General features: G+C 73.1%; 17 protein-coding genes. 5 read left to right on the top strand and 12 right to left on the bottom strand.

Going from position 1 to position 19,259, the window contains the following annotated elements; all coding sequences use genetic code 11:
- Nucleotides 1-50: 50 nt before the first annotated feature.
- From ruvX to ACFU74_RS27205, 4 genes are read right to left on the bottom strand one after another with little or no spacing between them, the layout of a single operon-like run.
- The gene (gene ruvX, locus ACFU74_RS27220) at nt 51-530 is read right to left on the bottom strand and encodes a Holliday junction resolvase RuvX (RefSeq protein ID WP_380761311.1); all 480 of its coding nucleotides are present in this window, start codon (nt 528-530) and stop codon (nt 51-53) included.
- A 16-nt stretch (nt 531-546) separates the two neighbouring features.
- Nucleotides 547-3,216, bottom strand: a complete 2,670-nt coding sequence (gene alaS / locus ACFU74_RS27215) for an alanine--tRNA ligase (protein ID WP_380761309.1) — start codon at nt 3,214-3,216, stop codon at nt 547-549.
- On the bottom strand, nt 3,216-3,659 hold the full coding sequence (locus ACFU74_RS27210) for a DUF6167 family protein (RefSeq protein WP_380761308.1): 444 nt from the start codon (nt 3,657-3,659) through the stop codon (nt 3,216-3,218). Before ACFU74_RS27210 ends, alaS begins: the two co-directional genes overlap by 1 nt.
- A 4-nt stretch (nt 3,660-3,663) precedes the next feature.
- Complete coding sequence (locus ACFU74_RS27205; RefSeq protein WP_380761306.1) at nt 3,664-4,140, bottom strand: DUF948 domain-containing protein; 477 nt, start codon at nt 4,138-4,140, stop codon at nt 3,664-3,666.
- A 248-nt stretch (nt 4,141-4,388) separates the two neighbouring features.
- Here ACFU74_RS27205 and ACFU74_RS27200 point away from each other — a divergent pair, with 248 nt between their 5' ends.
- Entirely contained in the window at nt 4,389-6,620 is a 2,232-nt protein-coding gene (locus ACFU74_RS27200; RefSeq protein WP_380761304.1) for an ATP-binding protein, read from the top strand.
- A 107-nt stretch (nt 6,621-6,727) separates the two neighbouring features.
- Nucleotides 6,728-7,021, top strand: a complete 294-nt coding sequence (locus tag ACFU74_RS27195; protein WP_380761315.1) for a tetratricopeptide repeat protein — start codon at nt 6,728-6,730, stop codon at nt 7,019-7,021.
- A gap of 94 nt (nt 7,022-7,115) precedes the next feature.
- Here ACFU74_RS27195 and rpsD read toward each other — a convergent pair whose 3' ends face one another.
- The 4 genes from rpsD to ppk2 form a co-directional block, all read right to left on the bottom strand.
- Nucleotides 7,116-7,730: a 30S ribosomal protein S4 gene (rpsD, locus tag ACFU74_RS27190; RefSeq protein WP_350545081.1), complete on the bottom strand. Its 615-nt coding sequence runs from the start codon at nt 7,728-7,730 to the stop codon at nt 7,116-7,118.
- Nucleotides 7,731-8,037: 307 nt separating this feature from the next.
- Nucleotides 8,038-9,435 carry a replication-associated recombination protein A gene (locus tag ACFU74_RS27185; protein WP_380761302.1) on the bottom strand — a complete coding sequence of 466 codons (1,398 nt, stop codon included), beginning with the start codon at nt 9,433-9,435 and terminating at the stop codon, nt 8,038-8,040.
- 31 nt (nt 9,436-9,466) lie between these two features.
- Complete coding sequence (locus ACFU74_RS27180) at nt 9,467-10,078, bottom strand: hypothetical protein (protein WP_380761301.1); 612 nt, start codon at nt 10,076-10,078, stop codon at nt 9,467-9,469.
- Between the two features lie 138 nt (nt 10,079-10,216).
- Nucleotides 10,217-11,002, bottom strand: coding sequence for a polyphosphate kinase 2 (gene ppk2 / locus ACFU74_RS27175; RefSeq protein ID WP_380761313.1), 786 nt, complete (start codon nt 11,000-11,002; stop codon nt 10,217-10,219).
- A 273-nt stretch (nt 11,003-11,275) separates the two neighbouring features.
- Between ppk2 and ACFU74_RS27170 the strand changes: the two genes are divergently transcribed.
- The gene (locus ACFU74_RS27170; RefSeq protein ID WP_380761299.1) at nt 11,276-12,211 is read left to right on the top strand and encodes a LysR family transcriptional regulator; all 936 of its coding nucleotides are present in this window, start codon (nt 11,276-11,278) and stop codon (nt 12,209-12,211) included.
- 41 nt (nt 12,212-12,252) lie between these two features.
- On the opposite strand, the gene ACFU74_RS27165 is transcribed toward ACFU74_RS27170, so the two are convergent.
- From ACFU74_RS27165 to ACFU74_RS27150, 4 genes are all read right to left on the bottom strand, one after another.
- Entirely contained in the window at nt 12,253-12,759 is a 507-nt protein-coding gene (locus tag ACFU74_RS27165; protein ID WP_380761298.1) for a GNAT family N-acetyltransferase, read from the bottom strand.
- Between the two features lie 102 nt (nt 12,760-12,861).
- The gene (gene aspS / locus ACFU74_RS27160) at nt 12,862-14,652 is read right to left on the bottom strand and encodes an aspartate--tRNA ligase (protein ID WP_380761297.1); all 1,791 of its coding nucleotides are present in this window, start codon (nt 14,650-14,652) and stop codon (nt 12,862-12,864) included.
- Nucleotides 14,649-15,911 carry a histidine--tRNA ligase gene (gene hisS / locus ACFU74_RS27155; protein WP_380761295.1) on the bottom strand — a complete coding sequence of 421 codons (1,263 nt, stop codon included), beginning with the start codon at nt 15,909-15,911 and terminating at the stop codon, nt 14,649-14,651. Before hisS ends, aspS begins: the two co-directional genes overlap by 4 nt.
- 11 nt (nt 15,912-15,922) lie before the next feature.
- Complete coding sequence (locus ACFU74_RS27150) at nt 15,923-16,630, bottom strand: MBL fold metallo-hydrolase (protein ID WP_380761293.1); 708 nt, start codon at nt 16,628-16,630, stop codon at nt 15,923-15,925.
- A 280-nt stretch (nt 16,631-16,910) separates the two neighbouring features.
- Here ACFU74_RS27150 and ACFU74_RS27145 point away from each other — a divergent pair, with 280 nt between their 5' ends.
- The gene (locus ACFU74_RS27145) at nt 16,911-17,741 is read left to right on the top strand and encodes a peptidylprolyl isomerase (RefSeq protein WP_380761291.1); all 831 of its coding nucleotides are present in this window, start codon (nt 16,911-16,913) and stop codon (nt 17,739-17,741) included.
- A gap of 261 nt (nt 17,742-18,002) precedes the next feature.
- On the top strand, nt 18,003-19,232 hold the full coding sequence (locus ACFU74_RS27140; RefSeq protein WP_380761289.1) for a DUF349 domain-containing protein: 1,230 nt from the start codon (nt 18,003-18,005) through the stop codon (nt 19,230-19,232).
- The last annotated feature ends 27 nt before the right edge of the window (nt 19,233-19,259 follow it).

Raw genomic sequence — 19,259 nt, 5'->3', positions numbered from 1 at the left:
GTGCGGACGCGTCCGCACGGGCCCCTCCTCGGGACGTTAGAACAGGCAGGTCAGCCCGCTGCCCCGACGCTCTCACCCGGGGGGCGTCCGCTCACCCGTTCGGACTCAAGGGCGGTCTGCAGGATCACCACCGCGGCGGCCTGGTCGACCACCGAGCGGCCCTTCTTGGCCTTGACCCCCGAGGCGCGCAGCCCGTGGGTCGCGGTGACCGTCGACATCCGTTCGTCGACCAGCCGGACCGGTACCGGCCAGAGCCGGTCGGCCAGCCGGGCCGCGTAGCCGCGGACCTTCTCCGCCGCCGGGCCCTCCTTGCCGCTGAGCGAGCGCGGCAGCCCGACGATCACCTCGATCGCGCCGTACTCCTCGACGATCGCGGCGATCCGGGCCTGCGACTTCACACCGGCCGGAACGGTCTCCACCGGGGTGGCGAGCACCCCGTCGGGGTCGCAGGACGCGACCCCGATCCGGGCGTCCCCGACGTCGACGGCGATCCGCCGCCCGCGCCGGAAGGGCTTCTCCTCGAACTCCATCAGAACGCGGACCCCATCAGGAGGCGCGCTCCGCGACCAGGCCGCGCACCGCGGCGACGGCCTCGTCGATCGCGGCCGGGTTGGTGCCGCCGCCCTGGGCGACGTCGTCCTTGCCGCCACCGCCGCCGCCGAGGGTCTTGGCGGCGGTGCGGACCAGCTCACCGGCCTTGATGCCACGGCCGCGGGCGTCCTCGTTGGTGGCGATCACGGTCAGCGGACGGTCGTTCGCCACGGTGAAGGCGGCGACCACGGCCGGGCGCGAGCCGAGCCGGCCGCGCACGTCCAGGACCAGCTTGCGCAGCTCGTCGGCGCCGGTGCCGTCGGCGACCCGGGCGGCCACCACCGCGACGCCGTGCACGTCCTCGGCCGAGTCGGCCAGGCCCGCGGCGGCCGCGAGCACCTTCTCGGCGCGGAAGCGCTCGATCTCCTTCTCGGCGTCCTTGAGCTTGGCGAGCATGCCGGAGATCTTCTCCGGCAGCTCCTCCGGGCGGCCCTTGACCAGCTCGGTCAGCTGGGCGACCACGGTGTGCTCACGGGCCAGGAAGCGGTACGCGTCGGCGCCGACCAGGGCCTCCACACGGCGCACGCCGGAGCCGATCGAGGACTCGCCGAGCAGCTTCACCAGGCCCAGCTGGGCGGTGTTGCCGACGTGGGTGCCACCGCACAGCTCCTTGGAGAAGTCGCCGATGGTGACGACCCGGACCTCGTCGCCGTACTTCTCGCCGAACATCGCGATGGCGCCGGCCTTGCGGGCCTGGTCCATCGTCATGACCTCGGCGGTGACCTCCAGCTCACGGGTCAGCACGTCGTTGATCTTCTGCTCGACGTCGGTCAGCACGCTGCCGGGCACGGCGGCGGGCGAGCCGAAGTCGAAGCGGAAGCGGCCCGGGGCGTTCTCCGAGCCGGCCTGGGCGGCCGTCGGGCCGAGCGCGTCGCGCAGCGCCTGGTGGGTCAGGTGGGTGGCCGAGTGGGCGCGGGCGATCGCCCGGCGGCGCTCCACGTCGATGGTGGCGTACGCGGCGGAGCCGAGCACGACCTCGCCGAACAGCACGCCGCCGGAGTGCACGATCACGCCCGGGACGGGCTGCTGCACGTCGCGGATCTCGACGACCGCGCCGGAGTCCAGCCGGATCCGGCCGTGGTCGGCGAGCTGGCCGCCGCCCTCGGCGTAGAACGGGGTGCGGTCGAGGATCAGCTCGACCTCGTCGCCCTCGGTGGCGGCCGGCGCCGGGACGCCGTTCACCAGCAGGCCGACCACGGTGGCCTCGCCCTCGGTGAGGGTGTAGCCGGTGAAGACGCTGGCGCCGGACTTGTCGGCGACCTCGCGGTACGCGGCGACGTCGGCGTGGCCCGTCTTCTTGGCCTTGGCGTCCGCCTTGGCGCGGTCCCGCTGCTCCTGCATCAGGCGCCGGAAGCCGGCCTCGTCGACCTGGAGGCCCTGCTCCTCGGCCATCTCCAGGGTCAGGTCGATCGGGAAGCCGTAGGTGTCGTGCAGCTTGAAGGCCTGGTCGCCGGAGAGCACCACGCCACCGGCCTGCTTGGTCTCGGTGACCGCGGCGTCCAGCAGGTTGGTGCCGGCCTTCAGGGTCTGCAGGAAGGCCGCCTCCTCGCCGACGACGACCGTCTCGATGCGCTTGCGGTCGGTCTCCAGCTCCGGGTACTGCGGGGCCATCGCCTTGATCGCGACGTCGGTGAGGTCCTTGGCGACCACCCCGGTGGCGCCCAGCAGGCGCATGTTGCGGATGGCGCGGCGCAGGATGCGGCGCAGCACGTAGCCGCGGCCCTCGTTGCCGGGGGTGACGCCGTCGCCGATCAGCATCAGCGCGGTGCGGATGTGGTCGGTGACCACGCGCAGCGAGACGTCGGCCTTGTGGTCGGCGCCGTAGGTGTGACCGGTCAGCGCGGCGGCCCGGTCCAGGATCATCCGGCTGGTGTCGATCTCGAAGAGGTTGTCGACGCCCTGGAGGATGGCGGCCAGGCGCTCCAGGCCGAGGCCGGTGTCGATGTTCTTGCTCGGCAGGTCGCCGAGGATCTCGAAACCGTCCTTGCCGTCGCCGTGCCCGCGCTCGTACTGCATGAAGACCAGGTTCCAGATCTCCAGGTAGCGCTCGCCGTTGACGGCCGGGCCGCCCTCCTCGCCGTACGCGGGGCCGCGGTCGTAGTTGATCTCCGAGCACGGGCCGCACGGGCCGGGGACGCCCATCGACCAGAAGTTGTCCTTCATGCCGAGGCGCTGGATCCGCTCGGCGGGCACGCCGATGACCTCGCGCCAGATCAGCTCGGCCTCGTCGTCGTCCTGGTAGACGGTGATCCAGAGCTTCTCCTTCTCCAGGCCGTAGCCACCGTCCGCGACGGGCGTGGTGAGCAGCTCCCACGCGAACTTGATGGCTCCTTCCTTGAAGTAGTCGCCGAAGGAGAAGTTGCCGCACATCTGGAAGAAGGAGCCGTGCCGGGTGGTCTTCCCGACCTCCTCGATGTCCAGGGTGCGCACGCACTTCTGGACGCTGGTGGCGCGCGAGAACTGCGGCTTGACCTCGCCCAGGAAGTACGGCTTGAACGGGACCATGCCGGCGTTGACGAGCAGCAGGGTGGGGTCGTCGGCGACCAGGGACGCCGACGGAACGACGGTGTGGCCGCGCTCCTCGAAGAAGCGCAGCCAGCGGCGGCGGATCTCTGCCGACTCCATTAGTGGTCCTTCCGGTTGGTGCCGCCCCGCGGCGGAAGCGCGCGCCGGGGCGTTTTCTCGATGGCTTGGGGGGTGGTGCGGGCATCGTCGGGCGACGATGCGCGGGCACTGCTGGACGGAGGCAGGGCGGCGGCCGGGCTCCCGGGCGCCGCCGAGATAGCTCGGTACCGGGGCTCGCCGCGCACGACCCCGCGGCGGCGCGGCTCGACGACGGCGGTGCCGTCCAGTCCGAGGTCCTCGCGCAGCTGCTCCTCGCGCTCGTCCATCCCGGCCCGCACGTCCTGGGCGAACTGCTTGGCCAGGTCGCCCAGGTGGAGGGCGCCGCGGGCGGCGGTGCCGGAGAGGCTGTCCGGGGTGAGCCGGTGCACGGCCTCGTTGGCCTTGTTCATGGCCCAGACGGTGGCGCCGGCGCCGACCGCCATCCAGAAGATGCGTCGCACCATGCCGTCAGCCCCTCACCGCGCGCCGGACCCGGGAGAGCAGACCGCTCTTGGGCGCGGTCGCGGCCCGCACCTCGGCCCTGATCAGCCGGGCCAGCTCCTCGCGCTCGGCGGGCTGGGCCGGCAGCGACACGCCGCCCTGCTGCTTGGCGACGGCCTTGCGCACGCCGTAGCTGAACGCCGCGACCTTGACCAGCGGTCCGCCCAGGGTGGCCGCGACGGTGGAGGAGAGCGCGTTGGCGTTGGCCGCCGCGTCCTGCACGTTGGCGGTGATCTCGTCCACCCGCTCCAGCTGCTCGTTGGCGCTGCGCACGGCGGCGCCGGCGTCGGTCAGCAGCGGGACGGCCTGCTCGGTGACGGCGGAGACCAGGACGGTTGCCTCCTTGAGCACCCGCGACAGCCGGACCAGCACGACGGCGAGCAGGGTGACCAGGACCGCCCAGAACACGGCGACGAGCAGGCCGGCCAGCTCTCCCACGGACACCTTTGCGCGCTCCCTCGCCTTGCGTTCCCTCAGGGCATGCACGCCCTAGGGAACCCTATCGCGACCACACGGACTTTCCGGACCGGGTTTCCCGCGCGGGCCGCGCGGCGATCCGACCGGGTGTGCGATCCGCGCGCGTAACCTACCCGCCGGTCACCTCGTTCTGCCAGGCAGGCCGCCACCCGCGCGGCCCAGACGGACGGACGCCCGGGCCGGCCTGGCCCGGGCCTCGAATCGGGGAGCAGGGCTTGGACGGGGAATCGACACCACGGCCGGACCGGCCGGTGCCGGGGCGGCTCCCGGCGGAGGTCACCAGCTTCGTCGGCCGGCGGCGGGAGCTGACCGAACTGGCCCTGCTGCTGGCCGGGCACCGGCTGGTGACGGTCACCGGCCCCGGCGGGGTCGGCAAGAGCCGGCTGGCGCTGCGGGCGGCGGCCCGGGCCGCGGGGGCGTTCCCGGACGGCGGCTGGCTGGTCGAGCTGGCGCCGGTACGGGACGGGCGGCTGCTCGGGCACGCCGTGCTGGAGGCGCTGCGGCTGACCGACGGCACCGCGCGGGCCCCGCTGGAGGTGCTGGCCGAGCAGCTGGCCGGACGTCGGCTGCTGCTGGTGCTGGACGGCTGCGAGCACCTGGCGCAGGCCTGCGCCGAGCTGGCCGCGGCGCTGCTGCGGGCCGTGCCCGGGCTGCGGGTGCTGGCCACCAGCCGGGTGGCGCTGCGCACGGCCGGCGAGCGCCTGCTGACCCTGGCCCCGCTGCCGGCCGGGCCCGTGGAGCCCGAGGGCCCGGCCGCCGTGCTGCCGGACGCGGTGGAACTGTTCGCCGACCGGGCCCGGGCGGTGCTGCCGTCCTTCGGGATCACCGCCGCGAACGCCGGGGCGATCGCCCGGCTGTGCCACCGGCTGGACGGCATCCCGCTGGCCTTGGAGCTGGCCGCCGGGCGGCTGCGGGCACTGTCGGTGGAGCAGATCGACGCCCGGCTGGACGACCGGTTCCGGCTGCTGACCGGCGGCGACCCGGCGGCCCTGCCGCGCCACCGGACGCTGCGCACCGCCATCGGCTGGAGCCATGAGCTCTGCACAATGCAGGAACGTTTACTCTGGGCCCGCCTCGCGGTCTTCGTCGGCGACTTCGACCTGGACGCGGCCGAGTACGTCTGCACCGGCGAAGGCGTCGACCCGGACGAACTGCCCGACCACCTCGGCGAACTCGTCGCCAAGTCCGTCGTCCTGCGCGTGGGGGCGCCTCCCGGCCGCCGGGACGGGGAGGAGAGCCCCTACGGCGTGCGGTTCCGCCTGCTGGACACCGTCCGCGAGTACGGGCTGCAGTGGCTGCGGGCGGGCGGCGAGGAGCACCGGCTGCTGCGCCGGCACCGGGACTGGTACCTGGGCGTGGCCACCTGGGGCGAGGTCGAGTGGTTCGGCCCCCGCCAGGCGGAGACCGCCGGACGCACCGCGCTGGCGCACGCCGATCTGCGGGCCGCCCTGGAGTTCAGCCTGGCCGAGCCCGGCGAGGAGCAGACCGCCCTGCTGATGGCCGGCACCCTCTGGTTCTACTGGGTCGGCTGCGGCCACCTCGGCGAGGGCCGGCACTGGCTGGAGCGGGCACTGGCGCTCGACGCCGAACCCACCGGGGCCCGCGCCAAGGCCCTCTGGGTGACCGGCTACACGGCCACCCTCCAGGGCGACCTGGCGGCCGCCCGGCCCGCCCTGGAGGAGTGCCGCCGCCAGGCGCTCACCACCGGCGACGACCGGGCGCTGGCCTACGCCGTGCACCGGCAGGGCTGCGCCGCACTGATCGGCGACGATCCGGCCCGCGCCACCGAGCTGTTCGAGGAGGCGCTCTGGCACTACCGCACCATCGGCGAGCTCAACAGCAACGTGCTGATGGCGATGTTCGAACTCGGCCTCGCCCACCTCTTCCAGGGCGACCGGGAGAGCGGCGGGCTCTGGCTCGGCCAGGTCCGCGAGCTGTGCGAGGAGCACGGCGAGCAGTGGGCGTACGCGTACGGGCTCTACGCGCTGGCGTACTCGCACTGGCTGGACGGCGAGATCCGCCCGGCCCGGACGCTGGCCCGGGAGAGCGTGCGGCTCAACCACCTCTTCAACGACCTGCTGGGGATCGTGCTGGCGATCGACCTGCTGGCGCTACTGGAGACCGAGCCGGCCGGCCCCGGGCAGCCGGGCGACCTGCGCGAGGCCCGGGTGCTGCAGGGCGCCGCGCACCGGATCTGGCGCGCGGTCGGCAAGCCGTTCTTCGGCTCCCGCACCTTCAACGGCCCGCACCGGGCCTGCGAGGAGCGCGCCGTCGCCGGGCTGACCGAGCAGGAGTTCACCGACTTCTTCGCCACCGGCACCCGGCTCGGCCTGGACGCCGCCGTGCACCGGGCGCTGGGCGGCGACGGCCGCCCGGAGGGCCCGGGCCCGCGGCCCGGCCCCGGGCCGCTGCCGCCGGCGCCCCGGCCCTCCCCCGTGGGGCGCTGAGGAGCACCGGGCAGGGCGGGAATAGTTGAATCTTGTCCATTGCTGGAGCGGGCGGAACCACCGTACGGAAGGAGCCCACCGTGGCCAACATCGCCGACGAGTACCGCATGGCGAACTTCTACTTCGAGTCCAAGGCGTACACCGACGCCGCCCGGATGCTCGAAGGCGTGCTCGCCGAGGAGCCGGCCAACCTGTCGGTCCGGCTGCTGCTGGCCCGCAGCTACTTCCACTCCGCCCAGCTGCGCAAGGCCGAGGCCGAGCTGCGCCGCGTGCTGGACGCCGACCCGACCGAGGACTACGCCCGCCTGATGCTCGGCCGCACCCTGGAGCGCCAGGGCCGCGCCGAGGAGGCCCGCCCGCACCTGCGGCTCGCCTCCGCGATGACCGGCGAGTCGTACTGACCCCGCTCCCCCGGAGCCGGGAAAAGGGGCGAGCCCCCGCCGCCACGAGGGCGACGGGGGCTCGCTGGGTACCGCAGGTGATACCGCTCGCGGGTCAGCGCGAGTAGTACTCGACGACGAGCTGCTCGTCGCAGATCACCGGGACCTCCTTGCGCTGCGGCGCGCGGTCCAGGCGGAAGGCCAGGGCCTTCAGGTTGACCTCGAGGTACTTCGGGGTCTGGCCCTCGCCCGCGTTGCCACCCTCACGGGCGACCTGGAACGGGACCTTCTCCTTGCTGCGCTCGCGGACGGTGACCACGTAGCCCGGCTTCATCTGGTACGACGGCTTGTTGACCTTGCCGCCGTTGACCTCGATGTGGCCGTGGACGACCATCTGACGGGCCTGGTAGATGGTGCGGGCGATGCCCGAACGCAGGACCAGGGCGTCGAGGCGGGTCTCCAGCTCGGCGACGAGCGCCTCACCGGTCTTGCCCTCGGCCTTCTTCGCGCGGTCGAACGCGCGCGCCATCTGCTTCTCGCTCAGGTCGTACTGAGCGCGCAGACGCTGCTTCTCGACCAGACGGACCTTGTAGTCCGAGTTCTGCTTGCGACCACGGCCGTGCTGGCCGGGCGGGTACGGGCGGGCCTCGAAGTACTTGACGGACTTCGGGGTCAGCGGCACGCCGAGCGCACGCGCGATCTTGACCTTGGGGCGCTTCTGGTTCGCCATGAACCAAACCTTCCTTGCTCACGAATACGGCTTCACCAGGTGTTGACGGAGGTCGCATGTCGCGGCCCGGAGAAAACCCCACCGCCCGGGGGCAGTGCGATCAGCCGCTCTCCGGAGCCGGGCACGAGATGTGCTTGTCACACGGATCGAACCGGAAACCGGGTCACCCGCGACACCGAGACGGTGCACGACGCTCCTGGGCCCCGCGAAGGGGCCTTCACCGTTTCCCCGCTGGTGTGGCCGGTCGGTCGGGGTCTCCCCCGTCGCCGTCCCGGGACACGGCACTCCGCACGAGTATACCGGCAGATCACTCGGGCTTTGACCCGGGCTTCCCGCCGCCCTTCGGCTCCCGTTTCGGCTCCCCCCGCAGGCGCGCCCTCGTCCACTCCACCGCGTCCGCGTAGCGGGCCTCGCCGCCGTGGCGGGTCGGCTGGTAGTACACCTTGCCGTGCACCGCGTCCGGCGCGTACTGCTGGGCCGCGATGCCCTCCGGAAGGTCGTGCGGGTAGCGGTACCCCTTGCCGTGCCCCAGCTTGCCCGCGCCGCCGTAGTGCGCGTCCCGCAGGTGGGGCGGCACCGGCCCGGCCAGCCCCTGCCGGACGTCCGCGAGCGCCGCGTCGATCGCCAGGTAGGCCGCGTTGGACTTGGGCGCCAGGGCGAGCGCGACGGCCGCCTGGGAGAGGATGATCCGCGCCTCCGGGAAGCCGATCAGCGCCACCGCCTGGGCCGCCGCCACCGCCGTCTGCAGGGCCGTCGGATCGGCCAGGCCGACGTCCTCGCTGGCCGAGATCATCAGCCGCCGGGCGATGAACCGCGGATCCTCCCCCGCCTCGATCATCCGGGCCAGGTAGTGCAGGGTCGCGTCCACGTCGCTGCCCCGGATCGACTTGATCAGCGCGCTGGCCACGTCGTAGTGCTGGTCGCCGTCCCGGTCGTAGCGGACCGCCGCGTGGTTGACGGCGGTCTCGGTGGTGGCCAGCGTGATGGTCGCCTCGCCCTTCTCCAGCGCCGCGCCGGCCGCCGCCTCCAGCGTGGTGAGCGCCTTGCGGGCGTCGCCGCCGGCCAGCCGCACCAGGTGGTCCTCGGCCTCGGCGCTCAGCTCGACCGCGCCCTCCAGGCCGCGCTCGTCGACGACCGCGCGGCGCAGCAGCGCCCGGATGTCGTCGTCGGTCAGCGACTCCAGGGTGAGCAGCAGCGAGCGGGACAGCAGCGGGGAGATCACCGAGAAGTACGGGTTCTCGGTGGTCGCGGCGATCAGGGTGACCCAGCGGTTCTCCACGGCGGGCAGCAGGGAGTCCTGCTGGGCCTTGGAGAAGCGGTGGATCTCGTCGAGGAAGAGCACCGTCTCCCGGCCGGTCATGCCGACCGCGCGGCGGGCGCCGTCGATGACCGCGCGGACCTCCTTCACCCCGGCGGTGATCGCGGACAGTTCGACGAACCGGCCCTCCACCGCCTGGCTGATGACGTGCGCCAGCGTGGTCTTGCCCGTGCCGGGCGGGCCCCAGAGGATCACCGAGCTGGTCGCCGCCGGGCCGCGCGCGCCCGCGACCAGCCGGCGCAGCGGCGAGCCGTCCTTGAGCAGCTGCCGCTGGCCGGCCACCTCGTCGAGGGTGCGCGGGCGCATCCGCACGGCGAGCGGCGCCCGGCCGGGCTCCTTGCTCTGGCGTTCCTCGGCGGCGGCGGTGAAGAGGTCCGGTTCGTCCACACCGGAAGCCTATGCGAGCCCGCCGACAGGCCTACGACTCGCGGACGTCCAGCAGTACCGTCTCGAACTCCTCCAGCGAGCGCAGGGTCAGCCCGCCGGCCGAGACCCCGCGGGCGCGGATCTCCGCGGCGGGGCCGCGGGAGGCGTCCAGGGCGGCCCGGTCGGCGAACAGGATCCCCACCGAGCCGCGCTCGTCCTCGGCGTTCAGCAGCATCGAGCCGCCGAGGCAGCCGTCGAGCCGCCGCTGGGCCGGCAGGCCGTCCTCGCGGAAGCGGGCGGCGATCCGCTCGGCGTCCGCCCCCGCGAAGTCGAACCGCACCGTCCGGAACCACGATCCCGGTGCGACCGCCGCCGCCTGGGCGACCTCGGCGGCCTCCCAGACGTCGACGGCCGCCGTCCCGGCGAACGGGGCCAGCAGCTCGTCGCGCCGCCGGCGCAGGTGCTCGGCGCTGTCCCGCTCGTCCTGCCGGGTCGCCCACCACGAGCCCATCGTGATGATGCCGAGCCCCCGGTTCGCGAACAGCCCGTAGCCCACGTAGCCGGGCCGCGCCGACAGCAGGCCGACCGCCTCGGCGGTCAGGCCGTCGAGCGCCCGGTCGATCAGCGCGGGATCGCCGGTGAAGTAGCCGGTGCGAACGAACATGGGCGGTCTCCTGACCTCGTCCTGACGCCCCGGGGCGCCGGGGCCGTCCCGAGCACCTCCATCGGACGGCCGGGCGGCGGTGGCGGCAACGCCGCACGGCCGTTCGGAGGAGGCCCGGCACGGCCCCGGGGCGGGCCGCTACGCGCCGAGGCCGGCCGCGTGGTCCGGGACGTACCGCTGGAGGTCCCGCGGTGGCCGCCGGTAGCCGCGCGAGGCCGGGCGCTCCGGCAGCACGATCGCCGGCGGCTTCACCTCGCGGTACGGGACGGTGGAGAGCAGGTGGGCGATCATGTTGATGCGGGCCCGCCGCTTGTCGTCGCTCTCCACCACGTGCCACGGCGACTCGGGGGTGTCGGTGTGCAGGAACATCTCGTCCTTGGCACGCGAGTAGTCCTCCCAGCGGGTGATCGACTCGACGTCCATCGGCGAGAGCTTCCAGCGCTTCATCGGGTCCGCCAGCCGGTCCTGGAAGCGCCGCTGCTGCTCGGTGTCGCTGACCGAGAACCAGTACTTGCGCAGCAGCACGCCGGACTCGGTGAGCATCCGCTCGAAGGTCGGGCACTGCTGCAGGAACTGCCAGTACTCCTCCTCGGTGCAGAAGCCCATCACCTTCTCCACCCCGGCGCGGTTGTACCAGCTGCGGTCGAACAGCACGATCTCCCCGGCGGCCGGGAGGTGCTCGACGTAGCGCTGGAAGTACCACTGGGTGCGCTGCCGCTCGGTGGGTGCGGGCAGGGCGGCGACCCGGGCGATGCGCGGGTTCAGAAACTCCGTCACCCGCTTGATCGCGCCGCCCTTGCCGGCCGCGTCGCGTCCCTCGAAGACCACCACCAGCCGGGCGCCCTCGGCGCGCACCCATTCCTGGAGCTTCACCAGCTCCTGCTGGAGCCGCAGCAGTTCCTGCTCGTAGGGCTTCTTCGCCAGGCGCTCGCCCGGGCCGCTAAGCCGGTCCGCCGCGTTCCGCCCGCGCTGGGCCTTCGCTGCCACCTGGGTGCCTCCGTTCGGTGGGGTGCTGATGACCCTTCACCGTACGTCCTGGCACGGATTCCCGCAGGTCCGGGGGGTTCCGGCCGGACAGCGGCGGCCCCCTGAACCGCCGCTGCCCGGCTCCCCCGTCGGCCGGTCCGAAGACCGAACGATCAACCATGACCCAGACCTGCCGAACGGGTCCAATTTCCGGTTCCATAACCTTGGGGCATGGATGTCGACACCCGGCTGCTGCGCAGCTTCGCCGCGGTCTGCGAGGAGGGCCAGCTGACCGCGGCGGCGGCCCGGCTGTTCGTCTCCCAGCCGACGCTGACCAAGCAGATCCGCCAGCTGGAGAGCCTGCTCGGGGTGGAGCTGTTCGAACGGTCGCGGCGCGGCATGGCCCCCACCCGGGCCGGCTGGGCGCTGGCCGCGCACGCCGGGCCGCTGCTGTCCGACTGGGAGGAGGCGCTGCGCGCCACCCGGGCGGCCGCGGCGGACCAGGGCTCGACGCTGCGGGTGGGGTTCGAGGGCGGCATCATCAACCTGATGACCCGGCGCACGGTGGCGGACTTCACCCGCCGGATGCCGGGCTGGCAGGTGGAGTTGCGGCAGAACAACTGGTTCGACCCCACCTCGGGCCTGGCCGCCGGGGAGATAGACCTGACGCTCTGGCACGCGCCGCCGTCGATCTCCGAGCGGTACAGCGTGGCCGTGCTGGGCGAGGAGGCGCGCTGCGCGGCGCTGCCGGCCGGGCACCGGCTGGCCGCCCGTGCGGTGATCGACTTCGAGGAGCTGCTCGACGAGCCCTTCGTGGCGATCCCGCACGAGGCCGGGCACTGGCGCGACTACTGGCTGGCGGTCCGGGAGCGGGGCGGGCGACCTGTGCGGATCGGCGCGGTGGCGCACAACACCGACGAGTGGCTGGCCGCGGTGGTGTGCGGCCAGGGCGTCGGTTTCGCCCCGGAGACGATGAGCCGGCTGGCACCGCGCGAGGATGTCGCGTACCGGCCGGTGCGAGGGTTGAGCCCGAGCCAGGTCGGGCTGTACTGGCCGAAGGACCGGGAGCCGACGCCCGCCATGACCGCGTTCGTGCGCAGCTGCCGCGCCACGATAGGCCTCGGCGGGAAGTCGGCCCGGCCGGCCCGGACGGCACCGTCGATCTGACGGGCTCGGGCGGACTGGCGGGCTTGGACGGACTGGCGGGGCTAGACCGCCTCGAACGGCTCGGGGTAGTGGCACAGGCCCCGCGGGGAGCCGTCGTACGCGGGCAGCGCGAGTGCCTGGAGGTACCCGTCGGGCACCTCGAACGGGCCGCTGACCTCGTGCCGCTGGGCGGGGATGAAGCCGAAGCGGCCGTAGTAGTCGGGATCGCCGAGCACGACGACCAGCTTCTCGCCGGCGCCCTCGGCGGCCGTCAGCGCGGCCCTGACCACCAGCTCGCCGACGCCTTTGCGCTGCCACTCGGGGGCGACCGCGACCGGCGCGAGCGCCAGCCCCTTGCCCTCGCCGACCCGTAGCCGGGTGAGCAGCGCGTGGCCGACCACCAGCCCGGAGTCGTCGACCGCCACCAGCGACAGGTCCGGCAGCCAGGCCGGGTCGCGGCGCAGCGCGTCGACCAGGTCGGCCTCGTCGGGGCCGGGGAAGGCGGCCATGTGGACACGTCTGGTGGCGGGGGCGTCCTCGGGACACTCGATCCTGGTACTGACCTTCACAGGGGGACCCTCTCTCTGTCGCACACCGTTGTGGACCGGCCCCGGGCAGCGGAAATGCCGCCCGGGGCCGTGAAAGGTTAGCCGATGTCGGCCGACGGGGTGTCAGGCCTTCGGCTGACCCTCGGACTTGCCGTCCTCGCGGACCTTCGGCTGGGCGTCGACGCCGGCCTCGCGCCGCTGCGCCGGGGTGATCGGGGTGGGGGCGCCGGTCAGCGGGTCGCCGCCGGTGGACGTCTTCGGGAAGGCGATGACGTCCCGGATGGTGTCGTACCCGCCGAGCAGGGTGACGATCCGGTCCAGGCCGAAGGCGACGCCGCCGTGCGGCGGCGGGCCGTAGTTGAAGGCGTCCAGCAGGAAGCCGAACTGCGAGGCGGCCTCCTCCTCGGACAGGCCGATCGCGTCGAACGCCCGCTTCTGCACGTCCCGCTGGTGGATACGGATCGAACCGCCGCCCAGCTCGGAGCCGTTGAGCACCAGGTCGTAGGCGTTGGACAGGGCGGTGCCCGGGTCGGTGTCGAAGGTGGCCAGCGACTCCGCGGTGGGGGCGGTGAAGGGGTGGTGCACCGCGTGCCAGCCCTGGAACCCGCCCTTGTCGTCCTCGATCGGCTCGAACATCGGGAAGTCGACGACCCACAGGAAGGCCCACTGGGACTCGTCGATCAGCTCGCAGCGGCGGCCGATCTCCAGGCGGGCGGCGCCGAGCAGCTCCTGGGAGGCGCGCTCCTTGCCGGCCGCGAAGAAGATCGCGTCGCCGTTCTTGGCGCCGGCGGCGGCGGCCAGGCCGGCCAGGTGCTCCTCGGAGAGGTTCTTGGCGACGGGGCCGCGCAGCTCGCCGGTCTCGGCGTCGATGAGCACGTAGGCGAGGCCGCGGGCGCCGCGCGCCTTGGCCCAGTCCTGCCAGGCGTCGAGCTGCTTGCGCGGCTGCGAGGCGCCGCCCGGCATGACCACGGCGCCGACGTACGGGGCCTGGAAGACCCGGAAGTCGGTGCCCTTGAAGTACGCGGTGAGGTCGGTGAGCTCCTGGCCGAAGCGGACGTCCGGCTTGTCCGAGCCGTAGCGGCCCATGGCGTCGGCGTAGGTCATCCGCGGCAGCGGGTTGGGGATCTCGTAGCCGTGGACCTCGCGCCAGACGGCGCCGATGATCCGCTCGCCGAGGGCCAGGATGTCCTCCTGGTCGACGAAGGAGGCCTCGATGTCCAGCTGGGTGAACTCCGGCTGGCGGTCGGCGCGGAAGTCCTCGTCGCGGAAGCAGCGGGCGATCTGGTAGTAGCGCTCCATGCCGGCCACCATCAGCAGCTGCTTGAACAGCTGGGGCGACTGCGGCAGGGCGTACCAGTGGCCGGGCTGGAGGCGGACCGGGACGAGGAAGTCGCGGGCGCCCTCGGGGGTGGAGCGGGTGAGGTACGGCGTCTCGATGTCGAGGTAGTCGTTCTCCTCCATCACCCGGCGGATGATGTTGTTGACCTTGGAGCGAAGGCGCAGGCCCTTGGCGGGGCCCTCACGGCGCAGGTCGAGGTAGCGGTAGCGCAGGCGCACCTCCTCGTTGACCGTGCCGGGCTCGTACTCGGCGACCGGGAAGGGCAGCGGCGCGGCCTCGGAGAGTACCTCGATCGCGCTGACCACGACCTCGACGGCGCCGGTCGGGATGTCCGGGTTCTCGTTGCCCTCGGGCCGCACGCGGACGTCGCCGACCACCTTGACGCAGTACTCGGCGCGAAGGCCGTGCACCGAGTCGAGGTCGCGGACCACGATCTGCACGGTGCCGGAGGCGTCGCGCAGGTCGATGAAGGCCACGCCGCCGTGGTCGCGGCGGCGGGCGACCCAGCCGGCCAGGGTGACGGTGGTGCCTGCGTGCTCCGGGCGGAGCGTGCCCGCGTCGTGCGTGCGGATCACAGCTGCTTCTCCTTCAGGGTGGTGACGAGTGCGTCGAGGGCGACGGGGTTCTGCTCGCCGGTGGTGAGGTCCTTGAGCTGGACGACGCCCTCGGCGAGGTCGCGGTCCCCGGCGACGAGGGCGAAGCGGGCGCCGGAACGGTCGGCGGACTTCATGGCGTTCTTGATGCTCTTGACGCCGAAGGCGAGGTCGGTGGCGACGCCGGCCCGGCGCAGCTCGATCACCTTGGCGAACAGGACGTTCTTGGCCTCCTCGCCGAGCGCGACGGCGTAGACGGAGGTGGCGGCCGGCAGGTCGAGGGCGACGCCCTCGGCCTCCAGGGCCAGGTAGGTGCGGTCCACGCCGAGCGCCCAGCCGACCGAGGGCAGCGCCGGGCCGCCGATCATCTCGGACAGGCCGTCGTAGCGGCCGCCGCCGCCGATCGCGGACTGGGCGCCGAGGCCGTTGTGCACGAACTCGAAGGTGGTGCGGGTGTAGTAGTCGAGGCCGCGGACCAGCTTGGGGTCGTCGACGAAGGCGACGCCGTTGGCGGTGAGCAGCTCGCGGACCTTCTCGTCGTAGGCCTTGCAGTCCTCGCAGAGGTAGTCGCGCAGCTTCGGGGCGCCGCCGAGCTGGGCCTGCACCGACTCGCGCTTGTCGTCGAGCACCCGCAGCGGGTTGATCCCGGCGCGCCGACGGGTGTCCTCGTCGAGGTCGAGGCCGGCCAGGAACTCGACCAGGGCGGCGCGGTAGACCGGGCGGCACTGCTTGTCGCCGAGGCTGTTGAGCAGCAGGCGGTAGTCGCTCAGGCCGAGCGTGCGGAAGGCGTCGTCGGCCAGGATGATCAGCTCGGCGTCCAGCGCCGGGTCCTCGGCGCCGATCGCCTCCGCGCCGACCTGCGAGAACTGGCGGTAGCGGCCCTTCTGGGCGCGCTCGTAGCGGTAGTAGGAGCCGGAGTACCAGAGCTTGACCGGCAGGTTGCCCTGCTTGTGCAGGTTGGCCTGGAGGGCGGCGCGCAGCACGGAGGCGGTGCCCTCGGGGCGCAGCGCGAGCTCGTCGCCGCCCTTGGTGGTGAGGGTGTACATCTCCTTGGTGACGATGTCGGTCGACTCGCCGACGCCGCGGGAGAACAGCTTGACGTCCTCGAAGACCGGGGTCTCGATGTAGCCGTAGCCGGCCCGGCGGGCCGGTGCGGCGATCGCCTCGCGGACCGCCAGGAAGGTCGCCGAGCTGGGCGGCAGCAGGTCGTAGGTGCCCTTGGGGGCGGTGAAGGTGCTCAACTTCTCTTCCGTCACATTCCTCGTCGCGGGAAGGCCGGGGCGCCGGCCGCCCCCGCTGCCTGCCTGAGGTAGGGGTTGGTGGCGCGCTCGCGGCCGATGGTGGTCTGTCCGCCGTGGCCGGAGAGGACCACGGTGGCGTCGTCGAGGGGCAGGCACACCCGGGCCAGCGAGCGCATGATCGCCGCGCCGTCCCCGCCCGGGAGGTCGGTTCGCCCTATGGAGCCGGCGAAGAGCAGGTCGCCCGAGAAGAGCACCGGGGGGAGGTCCTCGGCGCCGGGCGTCCGGAACGTCACCGACCCCCCGGTATGGCCGGGGGCGTGGTCGACGGTGAGGGACAGGCCGGCCAGTTCCAGCACGCTGCCGTCGGTGAGCTCGCGCACGTCGTCGGGCTCGCCGACGGTCAGCTCGCCCATCAGCTGGGTGCCCAGGGAGCGGCCGAGCGCCCTCTCCGGGTCGCTCATCATGTACCGGTCCTCGGGGTGGATCCAGGCCGGGACGCCCTTGGCGCCGCAGACCGGGACCACGGAGGCGACGTGGTCGATGTGGCCGTGGGTGAGCAGCACGGCGACCGGCTTGAGCCGGTGCTCGCGGACCAGTTCCTCGACGCCGGCGGCGGCCTGGTGGCCCGGGTCGACGATGACGCACTCCTCGCCCGCCGCCGGCGCGACCAGGTAGCAGTTGGTGCCCCAGGCTCCAGCGGGGAATCCGGCGATGAACACGCGCGTCCTTCGGTGTCGGTCTTCGGGTCCTCGGCGTCGGTCGGCTTGGCGGCCTCGGCTGCGGCTACGAACTGTGATGTAGGGGCAGCCTACCGGCGGTGCGGGTCCGGTTGCGAACCAGATGGGCGTGACAGGTTCACTTCGAGCAGAACGGTTCACCCCGTTCTTACGGTCGCGGTCCCTACACTTGGCCGCCGATGGGTGCGATGATCCGCATCGGCGTCGCACACAGACGAAGCCCCCACATCCGCGATCAGCACATCCGTAGGAGACAGAGCCGGTGGTCAGCAGCGAACAGCGACGGCGGCAGCTCGCCCGGGAGAAGTACGAGCGCCAGATGGAACGCCGGGTCGCCGCGGCGGCCGCCCGCAAGCGGCGCAACACGATCCTCGGCGCCGCACTCGCCGTGGTCGTGCTGGCCGGTGGCGGCACCCTCTTCGCGACCGGTGTGTTCGACTCGGACGACAAGAAGGACAGCACCACCGCGCAGGCCGCGCCGACCCCCACCGAGCCCAGCGTGCCGACCCGCAAGCCGGTCGAGGGCTGCGGCGAGGCCGCCCCCGGCACCCCGAACGGCAAGCAGTGGCAGGCCGAGCCGGCGATGACCGTGGACGCCAAGGCCACCTACGCCGTGACGATGGACACCAACTGCGGCAAGGTGACGCTGTCGCTGGACGCCGCCAAGGCGCCGCACACGGTGAACTCCTTCGCCTTCCTGGCCGGCGAGCAGTACTTCGACCACACCAAGTGCCACCGGCTCACCACCGACGGCATCTTCGTGCTGCAGTGCGGCGACCCGACCGCCAGCGCCACCGCCCCGGGCGGCACCGGCGGCCCCGGCTACAAGTTCGCCGACGAGAACCTGACCGGCGCCACCTACCCGGCCGGCACCGTGGCGATGGCCAACGCCGGCCCGGGCACCAACGGCAGCCAGTTCTTCCTGGTCTACAAGGACACCGAGCTGCCGCCGAACTACACCCCGTTCGGCAAGATCACCGGCGGCCTGGACGTGGTCCAGAAGATCGCCGCCGCGGGCACCCTGGAGGGCGGAACGGACGGCCACCCGATGGCCGACGTCACCCTCAACTCGGTGACCGCCGCCAAGGGTTGACCCGCTCCGGGGCCGCCCTGACGCGCCACCGCGGCGCTCCGGGGCGGCCCGGCCCGAAATCGCCCGGCCCGGATGCGGACAGCACCGGTCCTGGTCGCCTATGTTGGCGTTGTGTAGGGTGCCCAGACCCGCCGGCCGTCACCCTCGGCAGCAAGACACGGCGGACGGGGACGGCGGACTCATCGGTCCGCCGCACATCAACTGTGGACGACGGACGCGTACCGCCCCGGCGCGGGCGCGACGTCATGTGGAGGACGCGCTATGAGCAGCGACCCGTGGGGCCGTGTGGACGAGCAGGGCACGGTCTACGTCAGGACGGCCGACGGCGAACGCGTCGTGGGTTCCTGGCAGGCCGGCTCGCCCGAGGAGGCGCTCGCCTACTTCGAGCGCAAGTACCAGGGCATCGAGGTGGAGATCGGCCTGCTGGAGAAGCGGGTGCGCACCACCGACCTGGCCGCGAAGGACGCCCAGGCCGCCCTGGAGCACCTGCGCGAGCAGGTCACCGAGGGCCACGCGGTGGGCGACCTGGCGGCGCTGGCCCAGCGGCTGGACGCGCTCGCCGGCGAGATCGAGAGCCGTCGCGAGGAGCGCAAGGCCGCCCGGGCCAAGGCCCAGGACGAGACCCGCGCCGCCAAGGAGGCGCTGGTCGCCGAGGCCGAGCAGCTCGCCGAGTCCACCCAGTGGCGGGAGGCCGGCGACCGGCTGCGCGCCCTGGTGGACACCTGGAAGGGCCTGCCCCGCCTGGACCGCAAGAGCGACGACGAGCTGTGGCACCGCTTCTCGCACGCCCGCTCGGTCTTCTCCAAGCACCGCAAGTCGCACTTCGCGGCGCTGGACGCCGAGCGCGAGCAGGCCCGGCTCACCAAGGAGCAGCTGGTCTCCGAGGCCGAGGCGCTCTCCTCGTCGACCGAGTGGGGCGACACCGCGGCCCGCTACCGCGACCTGATGGCGCGCTGGAAGGCCGCCGGCCGCGCCCAGCGCGACATCGAGGACGAGCTGTGGGCGCGGTTCCGCGGCGCCCAGGACGTCTTCTTCCAGGCGCGCTCCGCGGTGTTCAGCGAGCGTGACGCCGAGCAGGTCGCCAACCAGAAGCTCAAGGAGGTGCTGGCGACCGAGGCCGAGGCGATCCTGCCGATCACCGACCTGAAGGCGGCCAAGGCGGCGCTGCGCGAGGTGAACGAGCGCTGGGAGGCGATCGGCCACGTTCCGCGCGACGTCCGCCCGAAGCTGGACGGCCGGCTGAACGCGGTCGAGCGGGCCATCCGCGAGGCCGAGGACGCCGAGTGGAAGCGCTCCAACCCGGAGGCCAAGGCCCGCGCGGCCGGCATGGTCGGGCTGTTCCAGGCCAAGGCGGACAAGCTGCGCGCCGACCTGGACAAGGCCCGCGCGGCCGGCAACGCCTCCAAGGCGGCGAAGCTGGAGTCGGAGCTGGCCGGCGTCCAGGAGCTGCTGGAGCAGGCGCACCGCAGCCAGGAGGAGTTCAGCGGCTGATCCCGGCCGCGGACGACACGCGAGAGG

It is taken from the genome of Kitasatospora sp. NPDC057500 (assembly GCF_042802195.1).
Lineage (GTDB): Bacteria > Actinomycetota > Actinomycetes > Streptomycetales > Streptomycetaceae > Kitasatospora.
The sequence above is the reverse complement of the archived record's forward strand: the minus strand, read 5'-3'. Positions and strand labels throughout refer to the sequence as shown.

Excerpts from the sequence above, each read along its gene's own strand:
- ruvX (WP_380761311.1), bottom strand. The coding sequence starts at position 530 with ATGGAGTTCGAGGAGAAGCCCTTCCGGCGCGGGCGGCGGATCGCCGTC.
- ACFU74_RS27140 (WP_380761289.1), top strand. The coding sequence starts at position 18,003 with ATGAGCAGCGACCCGTGGGGCCGTGTGGACGAGCAGGGCACGGTCTAC.
- alaS (WP_380761309.1), bottom strand. The coding sequence starts at position 3,216 with ATGGAGTCGGCAGAGATCCGCCGCCGCTGGCTGCGCTTCTTCGAGGAG.
- ACFU74_RS27195 (WP_380761315.1), top strand. The coding sequence starts at position 6,728 with ATGGCGAACTTCTACTTCGAGTCCAAGGCGTACACCGACGCCGCCCGG.
- ACFU74_RS27170 (WP_380761299.1), top strand. The coding sequence starts at position 11,276 with ATGGATGTCGACACCCGGCTGCTGCGCAGCTTCGCCGCGGTCTGCGAG.
- ACFU74_RS27210 (WP_380761308.1), bottom strand. The coding sequence starts at position 3,659 with ATGGTGCGACGCATCTTCTGGATGGCGGTCGGCGCCGGCGCCACCGTC.
- rpsD (WP_350545081.1), bottom strand. The coding sequence starts at position 7,730 with ATGGCGAACCAGAAGCGCCCCAAGGTCAAGATCGCGCGTGCGCTCGGC.
- ACFU74_RS27180 (WP_380761301.1), bottom strand. The coding sequence starts at position 10,078 with ATGTTCGTTCGCACCGGCTACTTCACCGGCGATCCCGCGCTGATCGAC.